The organism is Streptomyces sp. NPDC058662, assembly GCF_042716255.1.
Classification (GTDB): Bacteria; Actinomycetota; Actinomycetes; order Streptomycetales; family Streptomycetaceae; genus Streptomyces.
Genome location: NZ_JBHXRU010000002.1, coordinates 68874 through 94867, shown reverse-complemented (window position 1 = coordinate 94867; position 25994 = coordinate 68874). Strand labels below are relative to the sequence as shown.

Sequence of the window (25994 nt, the reverse complement as noted above, 5' to 3'; positions counted from 1 at the left end):
GCGGTTCGATCCGTTCCCTCCCATACAGACCGGCCCCGGGCCCGAAATTCATCGGTGGGCCCGGAGCCGGTCCGTGTTCGCCTGCGTTTCGCCCGTCCGGCCTACCTCGCGGCCTCGGCGCCCTTCGCGAGCATGCGGTCGACGACGCGCTCCGCGGCGCGGCCGTCGTCGAGGTCGCAGAACTCGGCGCGGAACGCCGCCCGCGCCGCGGCGTACTCGGCGCTCACCGCGTCCAGGTCGCGCACCGCCCGGACCAACTCCGCGGAGTCCGACAGGAGCGGGCCGGGGGCCTTCTCCGCCAGGTCGAAGTTGAAGCCGCGCAGCGTGGTGCGGTAGTGCTCCAGGTCGTAGGTGAAGAGCAGGATCGGCTTGTCCGTCAGCGCGAAGTCGAAGATCGCGGAGGAGTAGTCCGAGACCAGCACGTCGGCGACGAGCAGCAGGTCGGTGGCGTCGGGCCAGCGGGAGACGTCGACGACGAAGCCGTCGCGGACGCCGTCGCGGACCTGCTCGCTGACGTGGTGGTGGCCGCGGACCAGCAGGACGTGGTCCTCACCCAGTGCGCGGCGGGCCTGTTCCAGGTCGATCCGCAGGTCCAGCTTGTAGCCGCCCGACCAGCCTTCGCAGTTCTCCCGCCACGTCGGCATGTAGAGGACGACCTTCTTGCCCTCGGGCAGGCCGAGGCGGCGGCGGACCTCCGCGACGCGCTCCGCGTCGGGCCGCACGAGGGCGTCCGTCCGCGGGCTGCCGACCTCGATGACCTCGCCGTCGTAGCCGAGCGCGCGCTTGAGCAGCGGCGTGGCGTAGGAGCTCGGGGAGGCGAGCAGCGACCACTGGGCGCTGTCGTGCGCCAGCCCTTCCAGGATCTCGGGGCTGGTGTAGTAGTCGTGGACGAAGTCGTGGCCGATCTGCTTGATCGGCGTGCCGTGCCAGGTCTGGACGACAACCTGTCCGGGACGGCGCTGGAAGCGGATCGGCACGCTGTCGTTGGTCACGAAGTACCGGGCGCGGGCGAGCAGTTCCCAGGACTCGACGCTGCCGTACTGGACGGCGCGCGCGGTCGCGGGGACCTCGGCGCGGCCGTCGCGGACCAGCCAGACGTGCTCCAGCTTCTCACCGCGGCGCAGCAGCTCCTCGTGGATGGCGCGGGGCGAGTCGCCCGCGCCGTTCCCGCGGAACGTGTCGTAGAGCACGACGTCCTTGACCGGGAGGGCGCGCTGCGCCGGGTAGGTCTCGAAACGGGCCACGCGCTGGGCGAAGTTGGAGCGGTCGTGCGGGCTGAGCAGCGGGTCGGCGACGAGCACCACGCGGTCGTAGAAGCGGGTCTCGACCCGCATGCGGCGGCCCAGCACGGTGAGGGGCACCGGTCCGGCGAAGAGCAGCCCGGGGGCCACCTGCACGGGGGCGCCGCGGTCGACGCCGAGCAGGCCGGCCGTGGTTCCGCCCTGGGCGGCCGGGCGAAGGGTCGGCCACCAGCGGCCCTCGGGGAGGGTGGTGCGGCCGGCGTACGCCTCGGGGAGCACGGGTTCGAAGGTGGTCTCGAAGGTGTCGCCGTCGCGGGTGACGGGGTAGCTGAACTCCGCGCCGTGCGCGTTGTGCAGGACGAGCTCGTAGGGCTCGTCGGTGGGCGCGACGAACCGGCCCCGCAGGGTCACGGCGCCGTCCTTCGCGGCGACCGCGTCGACCAGCGGCGGCGAGGGCTGCACGGAGAGGGTCAGGTGCCCGGTGTTGCCTCGCTTGGCGAACAGGGCGCGGCCGGTGTCCTCGCCGGGCAGCGGCAGGACCAGGCCGGCGAAGCCGCCTCGCTCGTCGTGGACCAGGCGGTGCTCGGTGCCGTCGGCCGCGAGCACCGAGAGGCTCCAGGGCTCCGGGGTCCACTCGCCCGGCTCGCACGCGGCGTCCGGTACGGCGGCCAGGTCGGCCAGCGGCACGCGGACGGTGAACGGGACGCGTCCGGAGCCGGCGGCGGCGCCGGTCTCCAGCGGGAAGGAGAGGGTGGCGCCGGTGCTGACGTGGACGGCCCGCAGGGCCGTGGCCCCGACCTCGGCGGCGACCTCGCCGGCGATCTCCACGGCGTCGTCACCGGCCGGGCGGACGTCGAGGGCGCGGGCCCGTACGAGCTCGACCTGGACGGTGAAGGCGCCGGCCACGGTCGGCACGATCCGGACGTCCGGGGCGACCCAGTGCGGGGGCGGGTTCTGCCCGGTGTTCTGCTCGCCGCCGCGCAGGCGGGCGCGGTGCAGGCCGCCCGCGCCGGTGACGGCGACCGAGGTGGTCCATATCCCTTCGCGCCAGGTGCCGCCCGACTGGAAGATCGAGGGGTCGACGACGGCGGTGAAGCCGGCCCAGTCGGCGTGCCGCAGCGCGAGGTGCGGGGCGTTGACCGAGGCCATGGGTGAGGCGACCGTACGCGTGCTGACGACGGAGCGGCGGCGCTTGCCCCCCTCGCGGAAGACGAGCATCTTGCGCGAGCCGAGGCGGCTCTCCGCACCGAGGTGGCCCGGCAGGGCGTAGCCGCGCAGCAGCAGCTTGCCGTCGGCCCAGGCGGCCTGTTCCAGGCGGCTGACGACGCGGCGCTCGCGCGGGCCGAGGGTGAGGATCTTGGCGGGGACCGGGGGGCGGCCCTGCAGGAACGGGTAGTCGGCCTGCGGGCGGGCGAGGCCCTTGACCGGCACGCTGTAGTGGTAGTCGCGCTGGTGGTCCTGGAGGGCGATGAACTCCTCGACCCGGCCCTCGCTGGCGAGGTACGCCTTGAGGCGGTCGGCGACGGTGAGGTCGGACCAGGGGCCGGTGCCGATCTCCCGGACCAGGCCGCCGACCTCCTTGACGAACGCGGCGCGGAAGTCGGCGCCGCCCTCCCCGACGTACTTGTAGATGAGCGGGAGCTCCTCGCTCAGCACGTTGTAGTCGTAGTCGCGCAGGTAGCGGGTGTACTTGGCGCCCTGTCCCTGCTTGGCCTTGAGGGACTCGCGGACCAGGCGGACGGAGGTCACGCGGTCGATGAGGGAGACCGGGTCGGTGGAGCGCTGGGTGATGGAGCGCTCGCCCGTCTCGCGGACCCGCCAGTGGTAGACGCAGTCGCTGAGGATGTCGACGCTGGAGGCGAAGTAGTGCGCCGGGATGCTGACGGGCGCGTCCTCGTAGAGGATGCCCTCGGGGTACTGGAAGCCGTGCCGGTCCCAGAAGCTGCGCCGGTAGACCTTGTTCCACGCGGTGCGGTCGGTGACCAGCGCCGGGAACTTGGAGATGTGCGTCTTCAGCTGGGTCTTGGCGAAGGCCGCCCGGTGGCCCCAGGACTGCTGCATGCCGACGGAGCGGAAGCGCTTCACGTTGCCGCCGGCGAAGTCCGAGCCCGTCTCGTCGAGGGCTTCGATGAGCCGCTGGTACGCGTAGTCCGGCATCGTGTCGTCGCTGTCGACGAACGCCAGGTACTCGCTGTCCTTGTCCGCGTGCCGAGCACCCGCGTTGCGGGCCGCACCGAGGCCGGCGTTGTCCTGCATGACCACGCGGAAGCGCTTGTCCCGCGCGGCGAAGGCCTTGGCTATGACGGCGCTGGTGTCCGTGGACCCGTCGTCCACGAGGATGACCTCGAAGTCTTCGAAGGTCTGAGCGGCGATGGATTCCAGGCACTCGTCGAGGTAGAGCTCGACGTTGTAGACGGGGACGACGATGCTCAGGCGCGGGGGCATGGGTGGCGGGTTCTCCAGCTTTTTATGCTTTATCGATGATCAGCTACTCACAGCATCTTACTCTGTAACAGAATCATAAAGTCGCCGCATCCCGGACATAGTGCGGCCGATCGTCGGGGCGGACGGCAAAGAATTAAGCCGCCCGCCACCTCGACGACGCGGTCCGACGGGCTCGCGAGCCGGTCAGATCTCCAGTTCGGCCTCGATCTTCTTCAGTTGATGGCGGGCCATCGCGAGGTTGGCCCGCTGCTTGTCGAGTGCCAAGTAGAGGAAGAAGCCGGTGGAGTTCCGGCCCTTCATCAGCCGGATGAGGTGGTACTGCCCGCCGAGGGTGATGAGGATGTCCTCGATCTCGTCCTTGAGGCCGAGCATCTCCATCGTCCGGACCTTGGCGCGCACCACGTCGGTGTTGCCCGCGGCGGCGACCGTGAGGTCGAGTTCCTTGCCGCCGCCGACGGTGCCGAGGGCCATGCCGCTGCTGTAGTCGACCAGGGCGGCGCCGATCGCGCCCTCGATCGTGGTGGTGGCTTCCTTGAGCGCGGTCTCCACATTGACCATGACGTGTTCCTCTTTCTCTTTCACTGGCTACGGGGCCCGGTGCGCGGGTCCCGGTCTTCGGGTGCGGTGCGGTCGCACCGCGGGGACGCGGGGTCAGGCCGACGGGGCGCCGGGGCCCCGCCTGCCGAGGGTGTGGTCGATGAGCTCGGATATCCGCAGGCTGGAACGTCTGGCTTCCAGGTGGAGCCGTCCGACGTTGACACGCGGTTCCGCGATGAGGGTGAGGACGGCGGCCTCGCCCGCCGCGTAGGTGGCGGTGTACCCGCGCTCACCCCGTACGAGCAGCTCGCGGAATCCCCCCTGGCCGGTGCAGTCGCTGAGGCGCTGCGCCACTCCGAGGGCGGCGGCCGTCAGGGCGGCGACGGATTCGGCCTCGGTGGCCGCGCTGTCGTGGGCGAGCACCAGGCCGTCGGCGCTCGCGGCGAGGGCGCCGGTGAGCTGGGGCAACCGGGCGCGCAGTCTGCGGAGCTCGGCGAGTATCTCGGCCGCCGCCTCGGCTGGCACCGTACTCATGTCGGCCTTTCTCCTTTCGGGCTGCCTCCGCTCGGGGCGGTCGGCGCGCAGGACCGGTCGCAGCGGGAGCCTCACAGGCTTGCCTCCAGTGCGTCGCGTAACCGGCGGAGCAGCGCCACGTCCGGGGACTGGGCCTGGGTCATCCAGTCGGGCAGGCGGGGCGCGGCCGGCTGGGGGGCCGGCGCGTGGGGGGTCTCGACCAGTCCGGCCGCCGCGAGGCGCCGTACGTCGAGCAGGGTGTGGAAGGCCGGCCGGCCCAGGACCCACGCCAGGTCGGCCGGGGTCCGTAAGCCGTCGGCGCGGTCCAGCAGGAACCGCTGCCGGGCGGTGACCGTCTGGCCCGGGGCTGCGGTGCGGGGCACCACCGGCGCGGTGTCCAGCAGGGGGTAGGGCCAGACCGCGTCGAGCAGCTCGCGGCGGCGCCGGGTCTCGCGTTCCACGGCGGCGGCCGGTACCGAGCGGACCGAGCCGATCCAGTGGGTGGCCCCGCGGCGGAACCGGGAGGGGCCGCTGCCCGGCGACAGGGCGAAGAACGCGGCGTCGAAGATGGCGGCCAGATGGCAGATCTCCAGCTCACCGCCGGCGAGGCCGCCGCTGTCGACGAGGAAGCGGGCCACCTGGCGGCGGGCGCCGGCCCGGTCGACGGCCTCGCGCCAGCGTTCGGGGGCGAGGCCCCCGCCGGCGGTGAGCAGGACGTCGAGGCCGGGAGTGGCCGGGCTCTCGGCGTGCACGATGCGGCCGTCCTCCAGGAAGAGGGTGCCGCGGTCGCGGAGCAGGGCTCCGGTCGCGCGCTCGGCGGCGAGGCGGGTGAGCAGGGGGGAGACGGCGACGGAGATCCCGGTCGCCGCGGCCGGGGTGGTCACCTGAGCACCAGCCCTTCGGCCAGGGCGCGGAGTCTGAAGCGGGCGAGAGCCAGGTTGCCGTCGGTGCGGTCCAGCCACAGGTGCAGGAAGACGCTGCTGTCGAAGCTGGTCTCGACGAAGCGGAGCACGTGGTAGCCGGTGCGGGTGGTGACGATGAGGTCCTCGACGGGTGGGCCGGCGGAGTCCCCGTCGTCGGATATCAGGCCGGGTACGGGTGCGAAGGACTCGTACTCGGCGGCCGCCCGGGCCAGCTCGGCGGTCTCGGCGGCGGTGGTCTCGTGATCGCCGACGGGTGACTCACCGGCGGTGCCGAGGGCCAGTCCGCTGCTCCAGTCGACCAGCGCGGCCCCCCGCGCACCTGGCAAGGCCATGGCTTCGAGCAGGCATTCGTCGATCCCGGGCACGCGGGCTCCCCTCCCGGCCGGACGTGCGGGCTGCACGGTCGTACGGCGCGACAGGAGGGAACTTACTCAACTTCCACAGGCCGAAAGGGCGTTCTGGCATTTTCCGCTGGAACATGCGTCGAACGGCGTGAGAGCTTGGCCGGAACCCGTCGACTTTTGATCACGAAGCGAGCGGAAGATCGTCCGCGAGCCGGAACGAACCGTCCTCGTGCTGGACGTAGCCCTCGTGGCTGAGGGTCCGCAGCAGGTGGTAGACGGTGGGCAGCGGGATGCCCGTGAGCCGGGCGAGCCGTTTGGCCGTCGCGCCGCCCTCCGCGTGCATCGCTTCCACGAGGCGCAGGGCACGCTGCACGGAACCGATGAGAGTGGGTGTGCTGGCCTTGTGGCTGCGGTCGGTGCCCATGAGTAGTCCCCCTGCTCCGGTGCGAGGCCTGGCGAACCCATCAAAGTCCTTCACCGGCCGCAAAACCAGCGGACGCGCGTAAACCTGAGCATAAGATCAACTCATGCGGTGTCAGGCCGTGTCCGCCGCGGGAGCGGCCCGGCCCGCTCCCCGCGCCGACGGGACCCGGCGGCGGACCGACGGCGGGCCCGGCGGCGGGCGCGGTGGCGGCGCCGGTGTCGCGGCCCTCCCCAGCGCCCCCTCCCCCGTGTCAGGCTGCGCCTCATGGAGCGGATCATCGAGGAGATACGCGAGGACCTGGCCCGCCGCATCGCGGTCGCGGCGGACCGGCTCGCCGCCCTGACCCTGGCCGAGGATCCCGCGTACGCCGCCCTGCTCGGCCGGGCCGAACTGCGCGAGCGGATCCACCACAACCTCCGCCAGGCCGTCGAGGGGCTGGTCCGCAGCTCCCGCGGCCTGCCCGTCGAGCTGGCGGACGCCCGTGCGACCGGGACCCTCCGCGCCGAGCAGGGACTGCCGCTGACCTCGCTGCTGCGCACCTACCGACGGAGCGGGCGGCTCCTCTGGCAGACCCTCACCGAGGCGGTGGCCGCGCACGACCGGGCGGCGCTGCCCGGGATGGTGCCGGGCGCGACCGCGCTGTGGGACGTGCTGGACCAGATGACGGACGCGGTGGCCGAGGCCTACCGGCACACCGAGGCCACCCGGACCGACCGCGACCGGGAGCGCCGCGCCGCCCTGCTGGACGCCCTGCTGGACGGCGCGGGCGCGGCCGGAGGTCCCACCGCCTCGGAGGCCGCCGTCCAGTTGGGACTGCCGGACCGGGGCCGGTTCGCCGTGGTCGTCCTGGGGCAGGGGCCCGCCGCCTGCGGGCCGGGGCCCGCCACCGCCTCCGCGGCGGGCACGGGCGCTGCCCCGGCCGACGGGCCCCGCGTGCTGTGGCGCGTCCGCGCCGACGGGGAGGCCGGGGTCGTCGAGCTGGGCCCCCACCCGCTGGAGTCCGTACGGGAGCTGCTCGCGCCGCTCGGGGTCCGCGCCGGGGTCGGTCCGGTCGTGGCGGCGCCTGCCGAGCTGGCCCGGTCGTACCGGCTGGCGGCGCTGGCGCTGCGCACCGTACCGGTGGCCGCCGCCCCCCGCACCGCGCTGCTGGACGAGCGGTTGCCGGCGGCGCTGGTCGCCGCTCAGGCGGAACTCGCCGACCGGCTCCGCCGGGTGGTGCTGGGGCCGGTGCTGGCCCTGCCCGCCGAGGACCGCCGGGTGCTGTTGACGACCCTGGGCACCTGGCTGGGCTGCCAGGGCTCGACCGCGTACGCCGCACAGCGGCTGTACTGCCACCGCAACACCGTCTCCAACCGGCTGCGGCGGCTGGAGCAGCTCACCGGCCGCTCCCTGTCCGACCCGGCGCACGTGGTGGAGCTGGCGCTGGCGCACACGGCGGTGCTCCAGCGGGCGGCCGGGGAGCGGGGTCCCGGACGGCCGGAACCCTCGTAGCGGCGGAGCCCTCGCCACCGCGGCCGTCGCCCGGCTTGGGGCTTCGCCGCCGCGGCCCTCGTGCCTACCGCTCCGGGTCGGCTGGCTCCGGCTTCCCGGCGGGGCGCGCGGACTCCAGCAGGTACGGCACGTCGATCACCGCGACCCCCGGCGTGAAGAGCAGCCGCGCCTTGAGCCGCAGCGCGTTCTGGTTGTGCAGGGGCTGCTCCCACCAGTGGCCGCACGACGTACTCCGGGATCACCACGGACAGCATGTCGTTCGCGGAGGCGGCCGACAGCTCCTGGACGTGCGCCAGGATCGGCCCGACGACCTCGCGGTACGGGGAGTGCAGGATCTTGAGCGGCATCCCGGGGTCGTGCTCGGCCCAGTCCCGGCGCAGTCGCGCCGCCTCCTCCTCGTCCGCCGCGACGGTGACCGCGGTGAGGGTGTCGGCCCGCAGTCCCTGCGCGTAGCCGAGGGCCTTGAGGGTGGGTGCCTGGACGGAGGCCACCAGGACCAGCACATGGTGGCGGGCGGGTTTGCGCGGCCTGGCCCCGGGGGCGGCGGTGACCTGCACGGCGACCTCGTCGTAGTGGCGGCGCACGCCCTTCATGCCGAGGAAGAGGAGCGGCATGGCGATCACGACGAGCCAGGCTCCGTGCGTGAACTTGGTGATGAGGACGATGACGAGGACGAGGGCGGTCATGGTGGCGCCGACGGCGTTGATGGCGAGCCGGCGGTGGATGTGCACCCGCTCCTCGCGCGGGGTCGCGGGGGCGGCGAGTTCCCTGCGCCAGTGCCGGACCATGCCGGCCTGCGAGAGGGTGAAGGAGACGAAGACGCCGATGATGTAGAGCTGGATGAGGCGGGTCAGCTCGGCGTCGAAGGCGACGATCAGGGCGATGGCGGCGAGCGCGAGGAGTACGACGCCGTTGGAGTGGACGAGTCGGTCGCCGCGGTTGAAGAGCTGGCGGGGCGCGTACCGGTCCCTGGCCAGGATCGAGGCGAGCATCGGGAAGCCGTTGAAGGCCGTGTTGGCGGCCAGGATCAGCACGCCGGCGGTGACGGCCTGGAGCAGGTAGAACAGGAAGTGCCAGCTCCCGAAGGTGGCGCGGCCGATCTGGGCGAGGGCGGTGGAGGTGGGGGTGCCGGGCGGCAGCCCCAGTTCGGTGGGGTCGGCGGCGACGTGCACCTCGTAGGACATGGCGAGGGCCGTGATGCCCACGAACATCGTGACGGAGAGGACGCCCATCACCGCGAGCGTGGTGGCCGCGTTCTCGGCCTTCGGCTTCCGGAAGGCGGGGACGCCGTTGCTGATCGCCTCGACGCCGGTGAGGGCGGTGCAGCCGGAGGCGAAGGCGCGCATCGTGAGGAGTACGAGGGCCAGGCCGGTGTACGTGCCCGCCTCGACGATGGGCAGGTCGGCGGATTCGGCGCGGATGGTGGCGCCGGTCGCCATCCGGACGGCGGCGAACGCGAACATGAGGTAGATGACGAGGACGAAGCCGTAGGTCGGGACGGCGAAGACCCGGCCCGACTCGCGTACTCCGCGCAGGTTCATCAGCGTCAGCAGCACCACGGACCCGACGGACAGGCCGACTTCGTGGTCGTCGAGTGCGGGGATCGCGGACGTGATGGCGGCGATGCCGGAGACCACGGAGACGGCGACGGTCATCACGTAGTCGACGAGCAGCGCGCTGGCCGCCGTGAGGGCCGCGGTGGGGCCGAGGTTCTCGGAGCTGACGACGTAGGCGCCGCCGCCGCCGGGGTAGGCGTGGCACGTCTGCCGGTAGGAGGCGATGACCACCACGAGCAGGAACACGATGGCCGCGGCGCGTACCAGCTGAGGTGGAGCAGTGCGACGCCGCCGAGGGCGAGGATCAGCAGGATCTCCTCGGTGGCGTAGGCCACGGAGGAGAGCGGATCGCTGCAGAAGAGCGGCAGGGCGAGCCGTTTGGGCAGCAGGGTCTCGCCCAGGCGCGCGGTGTCGAGTGGCTCGCCGACCAGCATGCGCTTCGCATGGATACGCCTCATCCGGGCATGATTATCCATTTTGGCCGCATTGATGACCCCGTGAGCGCTGTGTCCTGCCGGGAACCGCTCGGCCGCCGAGCGGTGGCGATCTTGGGAAGGCGCTGCGATGGTGATCGCATCGGCGCCGCCGCGGTCGATGCGGCACGGGGGCGGCCGCCGCCCGGACGGAAGGAGGACGGCCATGCATGCGTCTGCCTACCTGGCCTACGACTACCCGGTACTCGGTGCGTTCTGGACCGTGATGTGGATCTTCCTGTGGGTCATGTGGCTGGTGCTGCTCTTCCGCGTCATCGTGGACATCTTCCGCGACCACGAGATGAACGGCTGGCTCAAGGCCGCCTGGCTGCTGTTCCTGATCCTGATCCCCTTCCTCGGCGTGCTGGTGTACGTCATCGCCCGGGGCAAGAACATGGGCAAGCGCGAGATCACCCACGCGCAGGAGCGCCAGGAGGCGTTCAACGCCTACATCCGGGACACCGTCAAGGATCCGCAGCGGGCGACCGCCGACGACCTGGTCCGGCTCTCCGAGCTCAAGGCGAAGGGCGACCTGAGCGACGACGAGTACCAGCAGGCCAAGCAGAAGCTCCTGCGCTGACCCGCCGGCCGTTCCCGCCCGTCCGACTCCGGCGCGGCCGCCCGCTCACCTGCGGGCCGCCGCGCCACGGACAGCCGGGGCGGAGGTGCGGACACACCGGCCGGGATGAACAGGTCGCCCACACCGGCGCGGGCGGGTCGGGCGCGGCCGCGAAGAATACCTCGGGTACGAAATGCTCGTACAGGTCGGCCGTACGATCGACCGACGCCGGAGGCGGGGCCGATTTCCGGCCGCCTCTGCCGCACGCGCCGCTCCCGCCGCTCCTGGCGCTCCCGCACCTCCCCCTACTCCCCCGGCCCCCGGCTTCCGCACCTCCCCCGGCTCCGGCCTTTTCGGCTCGACGCGGCACCGGGCCGAGCGCACGATGGAGGGGAGGAAAGGGAGGTGGTCCGCCATGACCATGTTCATGGACGTCCACACCGGCATGAAGGGCATCACGACCGAGCAGCTGGCCGCCGCCCACAAGGCGGACCTGGCCGTCGAGGCGGACGAGGGCGTCCACTTCCAGCGGGCCTGGGCCGACCCGGAGTCGGGCACCGTCTACTGCCTGTCGGAGGGTCCCTCCGCCGACGCGGTCCAGCGGGTCCACGCGCGCGCGGGGCACCCCGCCGACGAGATCCACCCGGTACCGGTCATGGTGTCCTGACGCGGCGTCCGTTCCGCGCTCCGGCACGGCTGACCGGATTCGTTCGCACGGGACGGTGCGACCGGAAGGCCTCGGGCATATGTCGGAAGCAAGGACGTGGCGGATGTTGCCAAACGCCTTACACGTCGTGGCGGCCTGTGCAACAGTCGTTACCGGTCCTTCCTTCAGACTTGGCCGTGCCGCGCCTGTATCGGAGTTCTCATGCCGTCCCACCTGTTCGCGGACCGTCCCGCGCAGCCGCCCGAGCCGGGGTCGGTGGACGCCCTGATCTCTCAGACCCGGCGGCTCCGGGGAGAGGTGGACGCGGTGCGCCGCGACACCGTCGTGGACGACGACGACGCCCAGGGCCGCTGGCAGCGGGCGCTGTGCGATCTCGCCGTCCACCACCTCGACGACCTGGGCCAGCACCTGGGCCAGCTCAAGGAGGGCCTGCCGCCCGTCCCGGAGCTGGTCGAGCTGCTTCCTCCGCCCGCTCCCGTGCCGGCTCCCGAGGACCGCCAGACCCGCGTCGGCAGCGCCGAGTGGAACCTCCTGACCGACGAGGTCAGTTGGTCCGACGAGCTCTTCCAGATCTTCGGGCGCTCGCCCGAGGCCGGCGCGCTCCCCCTCGACGAACTGGGCTCCACCCTGTTCTCCGAGGACCAGCCGCTGCTCACCGCCTGGGTCACCGCCTGCCTGGTGGACGGTAAGCCCATCGACGGCGAGTTCCGCATCGTCCGGGCCGACGGCCGCGTCCGGACGCTGCACATGAGGGGCGAGCCGGTGCTCGACTCCGACGGCTGCACGGCTTCCATGTGGGCCGTGCTGCGGGACGTGAGTGAACTGCGCCGAAGCCAGCGGGCGGTTCGCGAGTCCCGTGACTCGCTCCAGCGCCAGCGGCAGATCGCGCAGACCGAGCACCGGCTGGCGGTCGAGCTGCAGGAAGCCGTGCTCCCCCCGTGGCGCGGCTCCCTGCGGTTCCCGCAGCACGGAGTGGGCACGCTCGACGTGGCCGCGCACTACCTGCCGTCCGCGACCAGCGCGCTCATCGGCGGCGACTGGTACGACGCCCTCGAACTCCCCGACGGACGCTCGATGCTGACCGTCGGTGATCTGACCGGGCACGGCGTCACCGCCACGTCCGGGATGGCGATGATGCTGGGCGCCCTGCGCGGGATGGCCATGGCCGGGATCGAACCCGGCCCGCTGATGGGCTGGCTCAACCAACTCCTGGAGACCTCCGTACAGCCCGCGCTCGGCTCGGCCGTGTGCTGCAGTTACGATCCCTCCCGCCGCGTGCTGTCCTGGGCGCAAGCGGGCCATCCGGCGCCGCTGCTCTTCCGCCGCGGCTCCGGCCGCTCCCTGCTGCCGCCCGAGGGCGTGCTGCTGGGGGCGACCTCGGGAGCGACGTACGGGCAGGCCGAGGAACGGCTCGAAGTGGGCGACGTACTCGTCCTGAACACCGACGGACTGACCCCGCGCAGCATCGAGTTCAGCCGCGCGGACGGGACCGAGCGGCTGCTGGCACTCGCCCCGAGGTTCTCGGCGGCGCGCTCGGCGCAGGACTGCGTACGGCTGGTGATCGAGGAGTTCGGAGAGAGCGAGCGCGAGGACGACGCCTGCGTGCTCGTGGCCCGGGTGGGCGGCCAGGCGGACCGGCAGCCGGGCAGGCTTTGACGAGGTGACCTCGGGGCGCCCCCGGCTCCCCGACCGGTGGCCGCGCCGTTGCGGTGGCCGCGCCGCGACGGCGCGGCCTTCTTCTCGTCCCCGTGCCTGCCACCGCTCGGCCTACACCTCCGATCCGTGCGGAGCGCGCCGTACGGGGGCGTCCGGCAGAGCCAGCTCGATCTCCTGGCGCAGGTCCTCGATGCGCGCGAAGCCCGAGTACTGGCCGGTGAGCCGGTACATCTCCCGCAGCCGGTCCCAGGTCCGGTGCGAGGACGTCTCGTTCATGGAGACAAGGGCCAGGCGGGCGTAGCGGTCGGCCTGCTCCGGCTCGTCCGCGATGAAGCAGGCCGAGGCCATCGAGATGTAGTCGAAGATCTGCGACCGCTGGTACCCCTCCCCGCGCAGCCGCAGCGCCTTCTTGGCGTGCGACGCGGCGACCGGCGCCGCCGCCGCGTCGTGGTCGGCGAGCGTCCGGTACGCGAGTGCCTGCATGCCGTGCAGGTCCGCCTCGTCGAAATGCTGCATCCAGCTCGGCGGCGGAACGTCGCCCTTGTCGGAGACGAACAGCTCCTCCGCCTCGCCCAGGGTGCGGCGCATCGCCTGGCCCTTGCCCATCGCGGCCTGCGCCCAGGCCTCGATGGTGTGCAGCATGGCCCGGGTGCGCGGCAGAGTCTGCTCACCGGAGCCGGACTGGGCCAGCTTCATCAGGTCCAGGGCCTCGTTGGGTTTGCCGAGGTGGACCATCTGGCGGGCCGCGCGCGACAGCGCCTCACCGGCGCGGGGCCGGTCCCCGCCCTCGCGGGCCGCGTGCGCGGCGATGACGAAGTACTTCTGCGCCGTCGGTTCGAGGCCCACGTCGTGGGACATCCAGCCCGCGAGCACGGCCAGGTTGGCCGCGACGCCCCACAGCCGGCGCTGGAGGTGGTCGGGGTGGTGGTAGGCGAGCATCCCGCCCACCTCGTTGAGCTGGCCGACGACGGCCTTGCGCTGGAGTCCGCCCCCGCGGGAGGCGTCCCAGGCGCGGAACACCTCCACGGAGCGCTCCAGGGCCTCGATCTCCTGCGAGCCGATGGGTGCGGCCTCGTAGCGGTCGTAGCCCGCCGGATCGGCATGGAAGGCCTCACCGAAGTGCTGCGCCTCCCTGGCGAGGGCGGGGTCGGTGTGCAGCCAGTCGTACATGGCGTTGCTGAGGGCTGAGCCGGAGGTGAGCGCGGCTCCCGCGCCCATCAGACCGCGTCGGTTGAGCATGAGGTCCATTCCCGTGAATTCGGTGAGGACCGCGGCTGTGCGTTCGGGCGCCCAGGGCATTCCTTCGGGGTTCTCCTGCGCCCCGTCCGGCTGCCGTTTGGTGGTGCGCCGCTGCCGTACGAACCCGAGGTCCTCGATGGTCACGACACGACCGAGCCGCTCGGTGAACAGTGCTGCCAGTACCGTGGGAACCGGTTCGCGCGGGGCTTCCCCCATGTCGATCCAGCGCCTCACCCGCGAGGTGTCGGTGGCGAGCTGGTGGTGGCCCATGGCCGCCGCCTGCCGGTTCACCATCCTCGCCAGCTCGCCCTTCGACCAGCCGGCCAGGCCGAACAGGTCGTTGAGGCGGGTGTTCGGACCTTTGCTCACGTCAAGCCCCCAGGTTCTCGGCTGAGTTGACAGTAACCCGCCGTCAGATGCCCAGCGACTATTCGCCAGGGTTCGCCAGGGCACGCCTGATGGTCCGCCACCCGCGGCCGGGTGTCAGGTAGGAATGCGCCTCCCCGACCCGGTATCACCGGCGGAACTCCCCAGGGTGAAGCACGGGATCCGGCGGGGCGGCGTACGCAATCGTCGGCGCACGAAGGGATCCGTAACGCCATGTACGCAGCAACGTCCTCCGTGTCCGCCCCGGTCCGGCCGCACCGCACGCTCCAGGCGGGCGGCGGTCCCTATCTCGAACCCGGTCGGCCCGCGGCCCCGGCGCAGGGCGCCGTGCGGGCCCGGCGGATGCCCGGCCTCGGATCCCAGCCGCCGCTCAGCGGAAGAATCGACCTCTCCGGCCCCCAGGGTGCGCAACTGCGCACCGCGCTGGCCTCGGTGCAGCGGATCTGTCCGGAGTTCGCGCCGGTGCAGGTGCTGCGGCGCAGCGGCCGCTCCGTCCTCCTGGTGGGGACGACCGGCCGGACGACGGCCGTGGCGAAGGTCTTACTGGACCAGTCGCCCGAGTGGCGCGAGCGGTACCGGCACGAAATAGCTGCGTACCGGGCGTTCGTCCGGCACCGGCCCCCGGTCCGTGTGCCCCGGCTGATCGCCGCGGACCCGGAGAACTGCACGCTGGTGGTGGAGCGCATGGCGGGCCGGGTGGCCGCACTCCAGCGCCACCCGGTGGAGGCGCCCCCGCGCGTCGACCTGCGGGCCGCCCTGGGCGCGGTGTGCCGGGTCAACCAGTGGCGTCCGCCGGCCGAGCTCTTCGGGACCCCGCTGAACTACGCCCGGCGGATCTCCCGTGACTACGAGTTGGGCCTGCTGACGGACCGGGACCTCGGCGACCTGCAGAAGCTGCTGCACGGCGTCAAACTGTCGGGCACGGGCCTGCAGTTCAACCACGGGGACGCCCTGCTGTCCAATCTGCTGCTGTCGCCGGCCGGTCCGGTGCTGCTGGACTGGGAGCACACCGGGTGGTACCTCCCGGGATACGACCTGGCCACGCTGTGGACGGTACTGGGCGACGCCCCGGCCGCCCGCAGCCAGATCAGCCGGCTCGCCCAGTCGGCCGGGCCGGCCGTGCGGGACGCCTTCCTCGTGAATCTGATGCTGGTGCTGACCCGGGAGATCCGGATGTCCGAGACGGCCGTCCAGCGCTCGATGCAGGCGACCGCCCCGTCCCAGCCGCTCGCGGCGGGTGCGCTGTCCTGCGGTGAGGAGCAGCGGCTGCTGCTGCGCCGCCTGCACGACGACGCCGGCATGGCGCGCAGGGCGGTGCGCGCGGCGGTCGGCACCCGCTGACTCCGCGCCCCCGAACCGAAGCCCCGTGGCACCCACCGCCACGGGGCTTCGCCCGTGTCCGGGGCGCCGGATGCCTTGACATCACATGATCCCCCGAACACCTTCTCTGACGCAGCATCAGAATGCTGGAGCCGCCGCCTGTCCCTCCCCTCTCCGCTGGAGCCTGCCCATGACCGCGAGCCCCGCCCCGTCCAGCAGTTCCTCCTCACCGCTCCCCTCCCGGCGGACCGTACTGGCCGGTGCGGGGGCGGGAGTGGCCGCGACCGTCCTGGCGTCCGGCGCGGCGCGGGCCGCCGACGGGCCGCTGCTCGGCGAGTACGACGTCGTGGTGGTCGGATCGGGGGCCGCCGGCATGACCGCCGCACTCACCGCGGCCGGTCGCGGGCTGAGCGTTCTGGTGGTGGAGAAGGCTCCCACCTTCGGCGGTTCGGCCGCACGCTCGGGGGCGGGGATCTGGCTGCCCAACAACTCCGTGATCCTCGGCGCGGGCGTTCCGGACACCCCGCAGAAGGCCGCCGCCTACCTGGCGGCGGTCGTCGGGCCCGAGGTGCCGGCCGACCGGCAGGCCGCTTTCCTCGCCAACGGCCCGCGCATGCTGGACTTCGTCATGGCCCGCAGCCCGCTCCGGTTCCGCTTCATGGACGGGTACAGCGACTACTACCCCGACCTGCCGGGCGGCCTGCCGAACGGGCGGTCGATCGAGCCGGACCAACTCGACGGCAACATCCTGGGCGGCGAACTGGCCCGCCTCAATCCGGCGTACCTGCCCGTCCCGGCCGGCATGGTGGTGTTCAGCGCGGACTACAAGTGGCTGAACCTGGCCGCGGTGAGCGCCAAGGGGCTGGCGGTGTCGACCGAGTGCCTGGCGCGCGGCACGAAGGCCGCGCTGCGCGGCGAGAAGCCGCTGACGATGGGTCAGTCCCTGGCGGCCGGGCTGCGCGCGGGCCTGCAGCGGGCCGGAGTTCCGGTGTGGCTGGACAGCCCGCTGGTCGACCTGGTCCAGGAGGGCGGGGCGGTCACCGGCGTCGTGGTGGAGAGAGCGGGCGTACGGGGCACCGTCCGCGCCCGGCGCGGGGTGGTGATCGGCTCCGGGGGCTTCGAGCACAACGCGGCGATGCGGGCCCAGTACCAGCAACAGCCGATCGGCACCCAGTGGTCGGTGGGCGCGAAGGAGAACACCGGGGACGGCATCCGCGCGGGGCAGCGGGCGGGCGCGGCGCTGGCGCTGATGGACGACGCCTGGTGGGGGCCGTCGATCCCGCTGCCCGGGGAGCCGTACTTCTGCCTCGCCGAACGGACGCTGCCGGGCGGGCTGATCGTGAACGGCAACGGCGCGCGGTTCGTGAACGAGGCGGCCCCGTACAGCGATGTGGTGCACGTGATGTACGACAAGGACCGCAACGCGGCCGGCTCCCACATTCCGGCCTGGCTGATCGTGGACCAGAACTACCGCAACAAGTACTTGTTCAAGGACATCCTGCCGACGATCGTCTTCCCGGACGCCTGGTACGAGGCGGGGGCGGCGAAGAAGGCGTGGACCTGGGACGCGCTGGCCGCCCGGATCGGGGTGCCGGCGGGCGCGCTCCGGGCGACGCTCAACCGGTTCAACGCGCAGGCGTGGACGGGCGACGACACCGATTTCCATCGGGGTGCCACGGCATACGACCACTACTACACGGACCCGAACGTGCACCCGAACTCGTGCCTGGCGCCGGTCTGGGCCCCGCCGTTCTACGCGTTCAAGATCGTGCCGGGGGACCTGGGAACGAAGGGCGGCATCGTGACCGACGCCCGGGCCCGTGCGCTTCGCGCGGACGGGTCGGTGATCCGCGGCCTGTACGCGGCGGGCAACGCGAGTGCGGCGGTGATGGGCCGCAGCTACGCGGGGGCCGGATCGACGATCGGCCCGGCGATGACGTTCGGCTACGTGGCGGCGAACGACATCGCGGACGCGTGACGTCCTGGGCCGTCCCTCTCGGACAGTGCCGGGCCCGACACGATCCGGGCGAGGGGGTCTAGCCCTGCTGGAAGAGTTCGGCGGGCAGCGGCTTCAGGAGCGCGTAGAGGTCGTCGGTGATCGGGCGGTCCCAGCTGGCGATGGTGACCAGCACGTTGTCGCTGCGGTCGAACTGGACGCAGGAGATGCGGGACTCCGAAAGCTTGATCTTCCGGACGATGAGGAGGTTGTCGCCCTGCATGACGGGGCAGTCCTCGGCGCCGGTGACCTCGACGTCCTCGTCGTTCTCCAGGGCGTCGAGGAGCTGGGCCACCTCGAAGGGGACCTGCCCGTCGGAGAGGTCCCGGGCGGGCGAGCCCTCGGGGAGGTTGCCGATGATCATCGCGGGGCCGCGTCCGCCGAACAGGTCGTAGCGGAGGAAGACACCCTGGCAGCTGCCGTCGGGTGCGGGCAGCAGCCCGGCCCCGAGATTGCCCGGCCAGTCCCCCGGATCCATGGCCAGGACGTCGAAGTCCGGGCCGGCGGGTGTGGCGGCGCGGTGGCGGCGGAGGAAGGACATGCCGCCATGGTACGTGGCCGGAGGGGTTTTCCGGCCCCGGGCCCCCTGAAACCGGCGGTGCCCGGCGGGCCGGCCGCCCCCGTCCCGGCCGCCGCGCGGGCGGATCCGTCAGGGCGGCGGGACGAGCCGTCCGTACGCCGGCAGCGGTACCGCTCCCCCGCGCCCGGCGGGGCGTCCTCGCGGGACCGCCGGGACCGCCGGGACCGCCGGGACCGCCGGGACACCCGTGACCGCCGGGACGCCCGGGATCCGGTCGGTGTGCCCGGTGCGCCAGGTCCGCGCAGCACGTCGGGACCGGGACGGTCGCGCCGGATGCGGCCGACGTAATGGTGCACGCCCCCGGTCCTCACCGGGGGCTGCGGGCGAACGCCTCCAGCGCGGCGGGCAGCCCGGAGACGTCCGTACCCAGCTTGCGGCAGACGCCGGACAGGTCGGAGTCCCCGCCGCACGCCGCCGACACCTGTACCGGCACCGGCCCCCCGACGAAGGTGCCGGTGCCGAGCGGGGCCAGGGGCGGCGGTGCCGGGCTCGGGGACGGGAGTCGGTCGTGGGAGGGCTTCGGGATCCGTCCGGTCGGTGTCGCGGTCGGGTCCGCGGCCGGGGCCGGGGCCTGCGGGGGCGGCACCGCGGTGCGGGTGGCGTGAACCGCGCGTTCCGCCGCCCGGAGCTCCTCCTCGGTCGGCGCGTCCTCCCAGGACGCACCGGAGGGCGCGGCTCCGCCGAGGGCCAGCAGCGCACCCGTCGCGTCGTCCACCAAGGCGTCCGCCCCGCACTCCCGGGCCGTCACCACGGCCCGTAGCAGGATGTCCGGGTCGCGCAGCTCGGTTCCCAGGGCGGCCAGCGCCTGCGCCAGTTCGTACCCCGCCGGGGAGACGGTCAGCAGTGCGACCGCTTCCCGCAGCAGGTCGACCCGGTCCTGCGGGGCCGCCACCTCCGCCGCGACCCGCAGGGCCTGGCCGACGCCCGAGGGGGCGCCGAAGGCACGGGCCCGCCGGACCGCGTCGGCGGCCAGGGCCCGGGCCCGGTGCGGCTCGTCCGCCGCCACCGCGCGGGCGAGGTGCAGCTGCCACGGGCACCAGGCCGGGTTCTGGATGCCGCGGGGGGTGAGCCTGCGGTCCACCGCCTCCAGTTCGGCGGCCGCCGCTCGCGCATCGCCGCGCGCCAGCAGGAGTTCGGCGTAGACGGTCTGGGAGTCCGGGAAGACCACGGCGGCCGGGAAGGGACTCCCGTACTCGTGTTCCCGTGCGAGCTCCCAGGCCTCGTCCGGCCGGCCGCGGGCGAGCAGGGTGGTGAGGAGGATCGCGATGGAATACCAGTGCACGGGGGTGCGCCGGCCCACGCGCTCGGCCAGGCGCAGCCCGGCGCGGGCCAGGTCCTCGGCCTCGGTGAGCCGCCCGCGGCGGTAGCGGATGTAGGCGCGGAGGCTGTAGGCGAAGGAGAGGTGCGCGCCGCGCCAGCCCTGCCGTTCGAACTCGGCGGTGCCCGCGTCGAAGAGCTCCTCGGCCCGGCCGGGCCGGTCGGCGTACACGTGTGCCATGGCGACGAGCACCGGTACCTCGAAGCCCCGGTCCTCGTGGGCCCAGCTGAAATGCTCCTCCAGGACGCGGCCGGCGTGGTGCAGCACCACGTCCACCGGTTCGCCGCGCAGGCAGGCGTCCCAGGCCCGGAGCCCGATGACGTACCGCTCGGTGAGGTCGCGGCCGGTCAGCCGGTCGGCGAGTTTGGCCAGCCGGCGCGAGCGGGCCGGGGAGTCGGGCTCGGCGGCGTTGAAGGCGTCCCACATGAACTGCTCGGACTGCAGGCGCAGCCTGGCCCGTGCGTCGTGGGTGTGCGGGATCTCCCGGGCCAGTGCTTCGGAGGCCTCCAGCAGATGGTCGCTGTGGGCGAGCACCTGGGCGAGCCGGATGACGATGCCCTGGCGCAGCGCCGGGTCGTCCACGGGCTCGGCGAGGGCGGCGCGCAGGTGGTTGACGGTGTTGGCGGGCTCGGTCAGCAGGGATGCGCAGCCCAGTTCGTAGAGGACGGCCGCGCGCTCGTCGAAGTCGGGGGGTTCGCGCAGGGCGCGGGCGAGCTGGCGGCGGGCCGCTTCGGGCGCGCCGGCCCGCAGGTTCTCGGCAGCGGCCTCGCGCAGGGTCCGCACCACCCAGGGGTCGTTCTCCGGGTGGGTCTCCAGGAGGTGGCGGGCGGCGGCGGAGGAGCCGAGTCCGGCGTCGACGACGGCCGCGGCGGCCTTGCCGTGCAGGGCGACGCGCAGGGCGTCCGGGATGGCGCGGTAGATGGCGGTGGCGATGAGCGGGTGGACGAACTCCAGCCCCTGCGCGTCCTCCTCCGGCCCGGCGGCGCTCTGAGCGGGGTGCGCGGCGGAGGCGGGCGCCGAGGACAGGATGCGGACGTCCCGCAGCCGCTCGGTGGCGTCCACGGCCTCCTCCGCGCCGAGGGCGGCGACCCGGGCGGCGATCTCCCGGGGGATGGCGGTGCCGAGGACGGCGCAGGCCCAGGCGAAGCGGACGGTGGAGGGGCCGAGCCGTTCGAGGCGGGCGACGAGGCCGCTGCCGCGCTGGGCGGCGGCGAGCTCGCGCAGTCGCGGTGCGCTCGCTCCGACCGGGTCGATGCCCTTGTCCCGGATCCGGGCGGTGAGTTCGACGGCCTCGAAGGGGTTGCCGGCGGTGACGGCCCAGGCCTCCCGGCAGAAGGCGTCGTCGGCCCGGCCGCCCAGCGACTCGCGGATCAGGGCGGCGACGGCGGCCTCGGTGAGCGGGGCGAGGGACAGCGGCCGCTGTCCCGCCCGGCCGGGCAGCGTACGGAAGGCCTCGGCGTGCGCGGGCAGTTCGTCGGGGCGGTAGGCGACGACGAGGAGCAGGGGGAGGTGTTCGGCGCGCGGGGCGAAGGCGGCCAGCCAGCCAAGCGATTCCGGGTCGGCCCAGTGCGCGTCGTCGAGGACGAGGGCGACGGGAGCGCGCTGGACGACGAGGTGGGTGAGGACCCAGTCGAGTCCGTCGCGCAGGCCCTGGGGGTCGGGCGGCGCGCCCTGCTCGGGGGCGCAGAGGCCGAGCGCCGGTCCGACGATGGAGTACCAGCTGCCGAGCATGTCGCGCAGTTCCTGCTCGGAGCTGCCGGCGAGCTGGGGCTGTATGAGCTGGCGCGCGACGTGGAAGGGCTGGTGCTGCTCCTGCTCGCCGCCGCGGGCGGCGAGGACGGTGCAGGAGCGGGCGCGGGCCCGTCGGCGCACTTCGGCGAGGAGCGTGGTCTTGCCGAGCCCGGCGGGGCCGGAGAACGCGAGCAGTGCACCGCCTGCGTCCGGTCCGGCGCCGCCGAGCTGTTCCAGGGCCTCGTCGACGACGGCGAGTTCGGCCTCACGTTCGACCATTGAGCGACGTCTGCGGCTGCGGCGGTCCGCCATGGCTGGTACCCCCCAGGCCTGTTCGGGGGAACAGCGTACGCCCGCGCGCGGCGGCGCGGAGCCGATAGGCGGGAAGTTTCCGATCTTCTCCGCCGAGCCCTGGCCCGGGCGTTACGGAGCGCCGCGGGGGCGGGGTGCGGGCGGGGTGCCCGTGCCGTCGCGGAGCCGGTCGGGGCGGCCCACCGGGGCGGCGGCTCCGCGCCCGGTGGTGCCGCGGCCACGGCCTACGTCAGGTCGAACTCCCCGCCCCGCGCCCCCAGCACGAACCTGCGCCACTCGTCCGGCGCGAAGATCAGCGACGGGCTCTCGGGCCGCTCGCTGTTGCGCATCGCGATGAACCCCTCGACGAAGGCGATCTGGACGTCCCCCGCGCCGCGGCTGCTCGACTGCCAGTCCGCCTCGGTGAGATCGAGATCCGGCTTGTCCCAGCCGGCCAGGGTTTGTGAGGTGATGCTCTCGGCCATGTGCGTGCTCCTCCCGGTACGTCGTCCGGGGCCAGGTTAGCCATCGCGGCGGGTGCCGCACAGGCCACCGTGAGTCACTCGTGACCGGTGCGGCACCACCCGGCGGCCCGTCCGGGACGGGACGGGACGGGACGGGCGACGCTGCGGCGCCCTCTCCGGGCCGGGAGCCCGGCGGCGCGCCGGGCCGCGAGACCTTCAGGAACTGGGCGGCTCGGAGCCCACCAGCCACATCGCGAAGAACTGAGCGCCCCCGCCGTACGCGTGGCCCATGGCCCGGCGGGCCCCGGGGACCTGGTGCTCCCCGGCCTGGCCCCGGACCTGGAGGGCCGCCTCCGCGAAACGGATCATGCCGGAGGCCCCGATCGGGTTGGTGGACAGCACCCCGCCCGAGGGGTTGACCGGGAGGTCGCCGTCGAGTTCGGTGACGCCGGCCTCGGTGAGCTTCCAGCCCTCGCCCTCCTCCGCGAAGCCCAGGTTCTCCAACCACATGGGCTCGTACCAGGAGAACGGCACGTACATCTCCACCGCGTCGATCTCCCGGCGGGGATCGGAGACGCCCGCCTGCCGGTACACGTCGGCCGCGCAGTCCTTGCCCGCCCGGGGCGACACGAAGTCCTTGCCCGCGAAGAGCGTCGGCTCGCTGCGCATCGCCCCGCCGTGCACCCACGCCGCGGGTTTCGGCGAACGGGCCGCGCCCGCTCGGTCGGTGAGGACCATCGCGCAGGCGCCGTCGGAGGAGGGGCAGGTCTCGGAGTACCGGATCGGGTCCCACAGCATCGGTGACGCCTGGACCTTCTCCAGGGTGATGTCGTGCTCGTGCAGGTGCGCGTACGGGTTCTTCAGCGCGTTGCGGCGGTCCTTGTACGCCACCAGCGAGCCGACCGCGTCGGGCGCGCCCGTGCGCCGCATGTAGGCGCGTACGTGCGGTGCGAAGAAGCCGCCGGCGCCGGCGAGGAGCGGCTGCTGGAAGGGGACGGGCAGCGAGAGGCCCCACATCGCGTTGGACTCGGACTGCTTCTCGAAGGCGAGGGTCAGGACGGTGCGGTGGACGCGCGCCGCGACCAGGTTGGAGGCGACGAGGGCGGTGGACCCGCCGACGGAGCCGGCCGTGTGCACGCGCAGCATCGGTTTGCCGACCGCGCCCAGCGCGTCCGCCAGGTAGAGCTCCGGCATCATGACGCCCTCGAAGAAGTCGGGGGCCTTGCCGATGACGACCGCGTCGATGTCCGCCCAGGTCAGTTCGGCGTCGGCCAGGGCGCGGGCGGCGGCCTCGCGGACCAGGCCGGCGATGGAGACGTCGTGGCGGGCGGCCACGTGTTTGGTCTGGCCGATCCCGACGATGGCCACGGGCTCTTTGCTCACCGCGAGTCTCCTTCCAGGACGGCGACCAGGTTCTGCTGGAGGCAGGGGCCGGAGGTGGCGTGGGCGACGGCCCGGTCGGACTCGCCCCGGTGGATGCGGGCGGCCGCCTCTCCGATCCGGATCAGGCCGGCGGCCATGATCGGGTTGGCGGCGAGGGCTCCGCCGGAGGGATTGACCGCCACGTCGGCGCCCAGCCCGAGGGCCTTGCGCAGGACGACCTCCTGCGAGGAGAACGGCGCGTGCAGTTCCGCCGTGTCGACGGGCCGTTCGAAGAAGCCCGCGCGTTCGGCCGCGAGGCGGGTCGACGGTGAGTCGGTGAGGTCGCGCAGGCCCAGGCCGTGGGCCTCGATGCGGTGGTCGATGCCGGTGATCCAGGCGGGCCGCTCGCACAGCCGGCGCGCCAGGTCGCCGGCGGCCAGGATGACCGCGGCGACGCCGTCGCCGATGGGCGGGCAGTCACCGGTGCGCAGCGGCGCCACCTGGTAGTCGCCCTGTGGGACGGCGCCGGTGAGCTGGGCGTGGGGGTTGCTCTCGGCGGCGGCCCGGCTGCGGGCGCCGATGGCGGCCAGGGCCGGTTCGTCGGTCTCGCCGGCGTCGATCAGCGCCTGGGCCTGGAGGGCGGCCAGGGCCACGGAGTCGGGCCAGAGCGGGGCGAGGTAGTACGGGTCGAGCTGGCGGGTGAGGACGTCGCGGACGGAGCCGGGCGAGGACTTACCGTACGAGTAGACGAGCGCGGTGTCGGCCTCGCCGGTCTGGATCTTCACCCAGGCCTCGTAGAGGGCCCAGGCCCCGTCCATCTCCACGTGGGACTCGGAGATCGGCGGCCAGGCCCCCACCCCGTCGAGGGTCATCGTGAAGGAGAAGGCGCGCCCGGCCAGGTAGTCGCTGGAGCCGGAGCAGGTGAAGCCGATCTCGCCGGCCTTGAGACCGGTCGCGGCCAGCACCTGGTGCAGGACCGGCATGACCATCTCGACTTCGCTGGATTCGTCGGTGCGGCGCAGGTGCTCGCTCTGCGCGAAGGCGACGACGGCCGCCTCGCGGGCGTATCGGGACATCAGATGAGCTCCTTGTACGCGTCGTAGTCGGCGTCCGGCTCGCCGGTGGGGCGGTAGTGGTCGGGGTAGCGGCCGCCCTCGGTCCAGACGGGTTCGACGCGCAGGCCCATCCGCACCTGGTCGTACGGGATGCCGCCGATCCGGCCGTGGAGGGCGAGGCCGGCGCCGTCGAGGGCGATGTGGGCGTAGACGTAGGGGACGTCGATGTCGAGGTTCCGCGCCTTGATGTTGACGATGCAGTACGTGGTGACGGTGCCGGCCGGGCCGACCTCGACGCGGTCGGTGGTGGCGATGCCGCAGGTGGGGCAGGCACCGCGGGGCGGCACGTACACCTTGTGGCAGGAGGGGCAGCGCTCGCCGACCGTCCGCCGCTCGGAGAGGGCGTTGATGTAGGCGGTCTGGGCGCGACCGGGGCTGTAGGTGTAGTCGAGGCGGGCCTCGGCGACGATGCCCGTGACGGCGTCCTCGAACACTCCGTCGTGGGGGGTGCCGTGCGGGGTGCCGTGCGGAGTGTCTTCGTCCGCGGGGTCGCAGGGCTCGAAGCAGGCGATGTCGGTGATGGCGCCGCTCGGTTCGCCGGTCCAGCGGACGCGTACCCGCATGCCGGTGCGCACGGCGTCGGGGCCGGGCGCGTCGAGGACGTGCAGGAGGGCGGTGTCGGCGCCGTCGAGCCGGACCAGCACCCAGGCGAAGGGGGTGTCCAGGGGCTGCTGGGGGCGCGGGTGGCCGTTCCAGGCCCAGGTGGTGACGGTCCCGGTGGCACCGACCTGGACGAGGTCCCGGATCTCCTCGGCGGTAACGGGGTCGTACTCGACGGGCGGGACCATCACCCTCCCGTCCGAGGTCTTCACGCCGAGGACGACGCGGTCGCGCAGGCCGCTGAGGAAGGCGGACTGGACGGGTCCGAGTGAGCGGGTGAACGGGAACTCGACGACGAGGGGCGCGCGGAGCACCTCGGGTGGCGACGCGGGGGCTGTCATGGGCGACTCTCCGATCTTCGCAACGGACAACACAACAAAGCTGTCTCTCGCTCCCCCGACCCCCCGGCCGGGGGCCGCTCCACCCCCGCCGGGGGCAACTCCACCCCCCGGCCGGGGCCACTCCAGTCCCGCCAGGGCGACTCCAATCCCGGCCGGGGGCTCACCACCCCCGCCGGGGGCAGTTCCAGCCCCGCCGGCGTTTGAGGCGCGGGGGTCCGGGAGGACCTCGCCACCCCCGGCCGAGGGCCACTCGACTCCCCGCCGGGGGCCACTCCAGCCCCGCCGGCGTTTGAGGCGCGGGGGTCCAGGGGACCTCGCCGCCCCCGTCCGGCGGCCACTCGACTCCCCGCCGGGGGCCACTCCAGCCCCGCCGGCGTTTGAGGCGCGGGGGTCCGGGGGCCGGCCCCCGGCAACGCCGCCG

At 73.4% G+C, this 25994-nt stretch carries 19 protein-coding genes and 1 pseudogene; 6 read left to right on the top strand and 14 right to left on the bottom strand.

What is annotated here, in order from left to right:
- Window positions 1–101: 101 nt before the first annotated feature.
- The 6 genes from ACFWUQ_RS01535 to ACFWUQ_RS01510 form a co-directional block, all read right to left on the bottom strand.
- Window positions 102–3686, bottom strand: coding sequence for a CDP-glycerol glycerophosphotransferase family protein (locus tag ACFWUQ_RS01535; RefSeq protein WP_384531472.1), 3585 nt, complete (start codon window positions 3684–3686; stop codon window positions 102–104).
- Window positions 3687–3869: 183 nt separating this feature from the next.
- Window positions 3870–4244 (bottom strand): hypothetical protein, encoded by a 375-nt coding sequence (locus ACFWUQ_RS01530; RefSeq protein WP_384531470.1) that lies wholly within the window; start codon window positions 4242–4244, stop codon window positions 3870–3872.
- 93 nt (window positions 4245–4337) lie between these two features.
- Window positions 4338–4757: a roadblock/LC7 domain-containing protein gene (locus tag ACFWUQ_RS01525; RefSeq protein ID WP_384531468.1), complete on the bottom strand. Its 420-nt coding sequence runs from the start codon at window positions 4755–4757 to the stop codon at window positions 4338–4340.
- 71 nt (window positions 4758–4828) lie between these two features.
- The gene (locus tag ACFWUQ_RS01520; RefSeq protein ID WP_384531466.1) at window positions 4829–5620 is read right to left on the bottom strand and encodes a transcriptional regulator; all 792 of its coding nucleotides are present in this window, start codon (window positions 5618–5620) and stop codon (window positions 4829–4831) included.
- On the bottom strand, window positions 5617–6024 hold the full coding sequence (locus ACFWUQ_RS01515; RefSeq protein ID WP_384531464.1) for a hypothetical protein: 408 nt from the start codon (window positions 6022–6024) through the stop codon (window positions 5617–5619). Before ACFWUQ_RS01515 ends, ACFWUQ_RS01520 begins: the two co-directional genes overlap by 4 nt.
- 160 nt (window positions 6025–6184) lie before the next feature.
- Window positions 6185–6427, bottom strand: a complete 243-nt coding sequence (locus tag ACFWUQ_RS01510) for a helix-turn-helix domain-containing protein (protein ID WP_384531463.1) — start codon at window positions 6425–6427, stop codon at window positions 6185–6187.
- A gap of 264 nt (window positions 6428–6691) precedes the next feature.
- Here ACFWUQ_RS01510 and ACFWUQ_RS01505 point away from each other — a divergent pair, with 264 nt between their 5' ends.
- A complete protein-coding gene (locus ACFWUQ_RS01505; RefSeq protein ID WP_384531461.1) occupies window positions 6692–7918 on the top strand; it encodes a helix-turn-helix domain-containing protein in 1227 nt (408 codons plus the stop codon).
- Window positions 7919–8021: 103 nt separating this feature from the next.
- Here ACFWUQ_RS01505 and ACFWUQ_RS01500 read toward each other — a convergent pair.
- Window positions 8022–9932: pseudogene (locus ACFWUQ_RS01500) on the bottom strand (APC family permease); the annotation flags it as partial.
- 181 nt (window positions 9933–10113) lie between these two features.
- Here ACFWUQ_RS01500 and ACFWUQ_RS01495 point away from each other — a divergent pair.
- The 3 genes from ACFWUQ_RS01495 (at window position 10114) to ACFWUQ_RS01485 (ending at window position 12829) form a co-directional block, all read left to right on the top strand.
- Window positions 10114–10527, top strand: coding sequence for an SHOCT domain-containing protein (locus ACFWUQ_RS01495; RefSeq protein WP_384531459.1), 414 nt, complete (start codon window positions 10114–10116; stop codon window positions 10525–10527).
- A 394-nt stretch (window positions 10528–10921) separates the two neighbouring features.
- Window positions 10922–11173, top strand: coding sequence for an SCO4226 family nickel-binding protein (locus tag ACFWUQ_RS01490; RefSeq protein WP_384531457.1), 252 nt, complete (start codon window positions 10922–10924; stop codon window positions 11171–11173).
- Window positions 11174–11374: 201 nt separating this feature from the next.
- Entirely contained in the window at window positions 11375–12829 is a 1455-nt protein-coding gene (locus tag ACFWUQ_RS01485) for a PP2C family protein-serine/threonine phosphatase (protein ID WP_384531455.1), read from the top strand.
- Between the two features lie 111 nt (window positions 12830–12940).
- On the opposite strand, the gene ACFWUQ_RS01480 is transcribed toward ACFWUQ_RS01485, so the two are convergent.
- Window positions 12941–14437, bottom strand: a complete 1497-nt coding sequence (locus ACFWUQ_RS01480; RefSeq protein ID WP_384531454.1) for a hypothetical protein — start codon at window positions 14435–14437, stop codon at window positions 12941–12943.
- Between the two features lie 231 nt (window positions 14438–14668).
- On the opposite strand from ACFWUQ_RS01480, the gene ACFWUQ_RS01475 reads away from it, so the two are divergent.
- Both ACFWUQ_RS01475 and kstD read left to right on the top strand, forming a co-directional pair.
- Window positions 14669–15796 carry an aminoglycoside phosphotransferase family protein gene (locus ACFWUQ_RS01475; RefSeq protein ID WP_384531453.1) on the top strand — a complete coding sequence of 376 codons (1128 nt, stop codon included), beginning with the start codon at window positions 14669–14671 and terminating at the stop codon, window positions 15794–15796.
- Window positions 15797–15965: 169 nt separating this feature from the next.
- Window positions 15966–17753 (top strand): 3-oxosteroid 1-dehydrogenase, encoded by a 1788-nt coding sequence (gene kstD, locus ACFWUQ_RS01470; RefSeq protein WP_384531451.1) that lies wholly within the window; start codon window positions 15966–15968, stop codon window positions 17751–17753.
- Window positions 17754–17811: 58 nt separating this feature from the next.
- Here kstD and ACFWUQ_RS01465 read toward each other — a convergent pair whose 3' ends face one another.
- From ACFWUQ_RS01465 to ACFWUQ_RS01440, 6 genes are all read right to left on the bottom strand, one after another.
- Entirely contained in the window at window positions 17812–18312 is a 501-nt protein-coding gene (locus ACFWUQ_RS01465) for a hypothetical protein (RefSeq protein WP_073918350.1), read from the bottom strand.
- 346 nt (window positions 18313–18658) lie between these two features.
- Complete coding sequence (locus ACFWUQ_RS01460) at window positions 18659–21679, bottom strand: ATP-binding protein (protein WP_384531449.1); 3021 nt, start codon at window positions 21677–21679, stop codon at window positions 18659–18661.
- Window positions 21680–21936: 257 nt separating this feature from the next.
- The gene (locus ACFWUQ_RS01455; RefSeq protein ID WP_384531448.1) at window positions 21937–22176 is read right to left on the bottom strand and encodes a DUF397 domain-containing protein; all 240 of its coding nucleotides are present in this window, start codon (window positions 22174–22176) and stop codon (window positions 21937–21939) included.
- A 195-nt stretch (window positions 22177–22371) separates the two neighbouring features.
- Window positions 22372–23538, bottom strand: coding sequence for a thiolase domain-containing protein (locus ACFWUQ_RS01450; RefSeq protein ID WP_384531447.1), 1167 nt, complete (start codon window positions 23536–23538; stop codon window positions 22372–22374).
- Window positions 23535–24593, bottom strand: a complete 1059-nt coding sequence (locus ACFWUQ_RS01445; protein ID WP_384531445.1) for a thiolase domain-containing protein — start codon at window positions 24591–24593, stop codon at window positions 23535–23537. Before ACFWUQ_RS01445 ends, ACFWUQ_RS01450 begins: the two co-directional genes overlap by 4 nt.
- A complete protein-coding gene (locus ACFWUQ_RS01440; RefSeq protein ID WP_384531443.1) occupies window positions 24593–25573 on the bottom strand; it encodes a Zn-ribbon domain-containing OB-fold protein in 981 nt (326 codons plus the stop codon). The genes ACFWUQ_RS01445 and ACFWUQ_RS01440 overlap by 1 nt, the downstream gene beginning before the upstream one ends.
- Window positions 25574–25994 lie beyond the last annotated feature (421 nt).

Excerpts from the sequence above, each read along its gene's own strand:
- ACFWUQ_RS01535 (WP_384531472.1), bottom strand. The coding sequence starts at position 3,686 with ATGCCCCCGCGCCTGAGCATCGTCGTCCCCGTCTACAACGTCGAGCTC.
- ACFWUQ_RS01530 (WP_384531470.1), bottom strand. The coding sequence starts at position 4,244 with ATGGTCAATGTGGAGACCGCGCTCAAGGAAGCCACCACCACGATCGAG.
- ACFWUQ_RS01525 (WP_384531468.1), bottom strand. The coding sequence starts at position 4,757 with ATGAGTACGGTGCCAGCCGAGGCGGCGGCCGAGATACTCGCCGAGCTC.
- ACFWUQ_RS01510 (WP_384531463.1), bottom strand. The coding sequence starts at position 6,427 with ATGGGCACCGACCGCAGCCACAAGGCCAGCACACCCACTCTCATCGGT.
- ACFWUQ_RS01505 (WP_384531461.1), top strand. The coding sequence starts at position 6,692 with ATGGAGCGGATCATCGAGGAGATACGCGAGGACCTGGCCCGCCGCATC.
- ACFWUQ_RS01495 (WP_384531459.1), top strand. The coding sequence starts at position 10,114 with ATGCATGCGTCTGCCTACCTGGCCTACGACTACCCGGTACTCGGTGCG.
- ACFWUQ_RS01490 (WP_384531457.1), top strand. The coding sequence starts at position 10,922 with ATGACCATGTTCATGGACGTCCACACCGGCATGAAGGGCATCACGACC.
- ACFWUQ_RS01485 (WP_384531455.1), top strand. The coding sequence starts at position 11,375 with ATGCCGTCCCACCTGTTCGCGGACCGTCCCGCGCAGCCGCCCGAGCCG.
- ACFWUQ_RS01475 (WP_384531453.1), top strand. The coding sequence starts at position 14,669 with ATGTACGCAGCAACGTCCTCCGTGTCCGCCCCGGTCCGGCCGCACCGC.
- kstD (WP_384531451.1), top strand. The coding sequence starts at position 15,966 with ATGACCGCGAGCCCCGCCCCGTCCAGCAGTTCCTCCTCACCGCTCCCC.
- ACFWUQ_RS01465 (WP_073918350.1), bottom strand. The coding sequence starts at position 18,312 with ATGTCCTTCCTCCGCCGCCACCGCGCCGCCACACCCGCCGGCCCGGAC.
- ACFWUQ_RS01460 (WP_384531449.1), bottom strand. The coding sequence starts at position 21,679 with ATGGTCGAACGTGAGGCCGAACTCGCCGTCGTCGACGAGGCCCTGGAA.
- ACFWUQ_RS01455 (WP_384531448.1), bottom strand. The coding sequence starts at position 22,176 with ATGGCCGAGAGCATCACCTCACAAACCCTGGCCGGCTGGGACAAGCCG.
- ACFWUQ_RS01445 (WP_384531445.1), bottom strand. The coding sequence starts at position 24,593 with ATGTCCCGATACGCCCGCGAGGCGGCCGTCGTCGCCTTCGCGCAGAGC.
- ACFWUQ_RS01440 (WP_384531443.1), bottom strand. The coding sequence starts at position 25,573 with ATGACAGCCCCCGCGTCGCCACCCGAGGTGCTCCGCGCGCCCCTCGTC.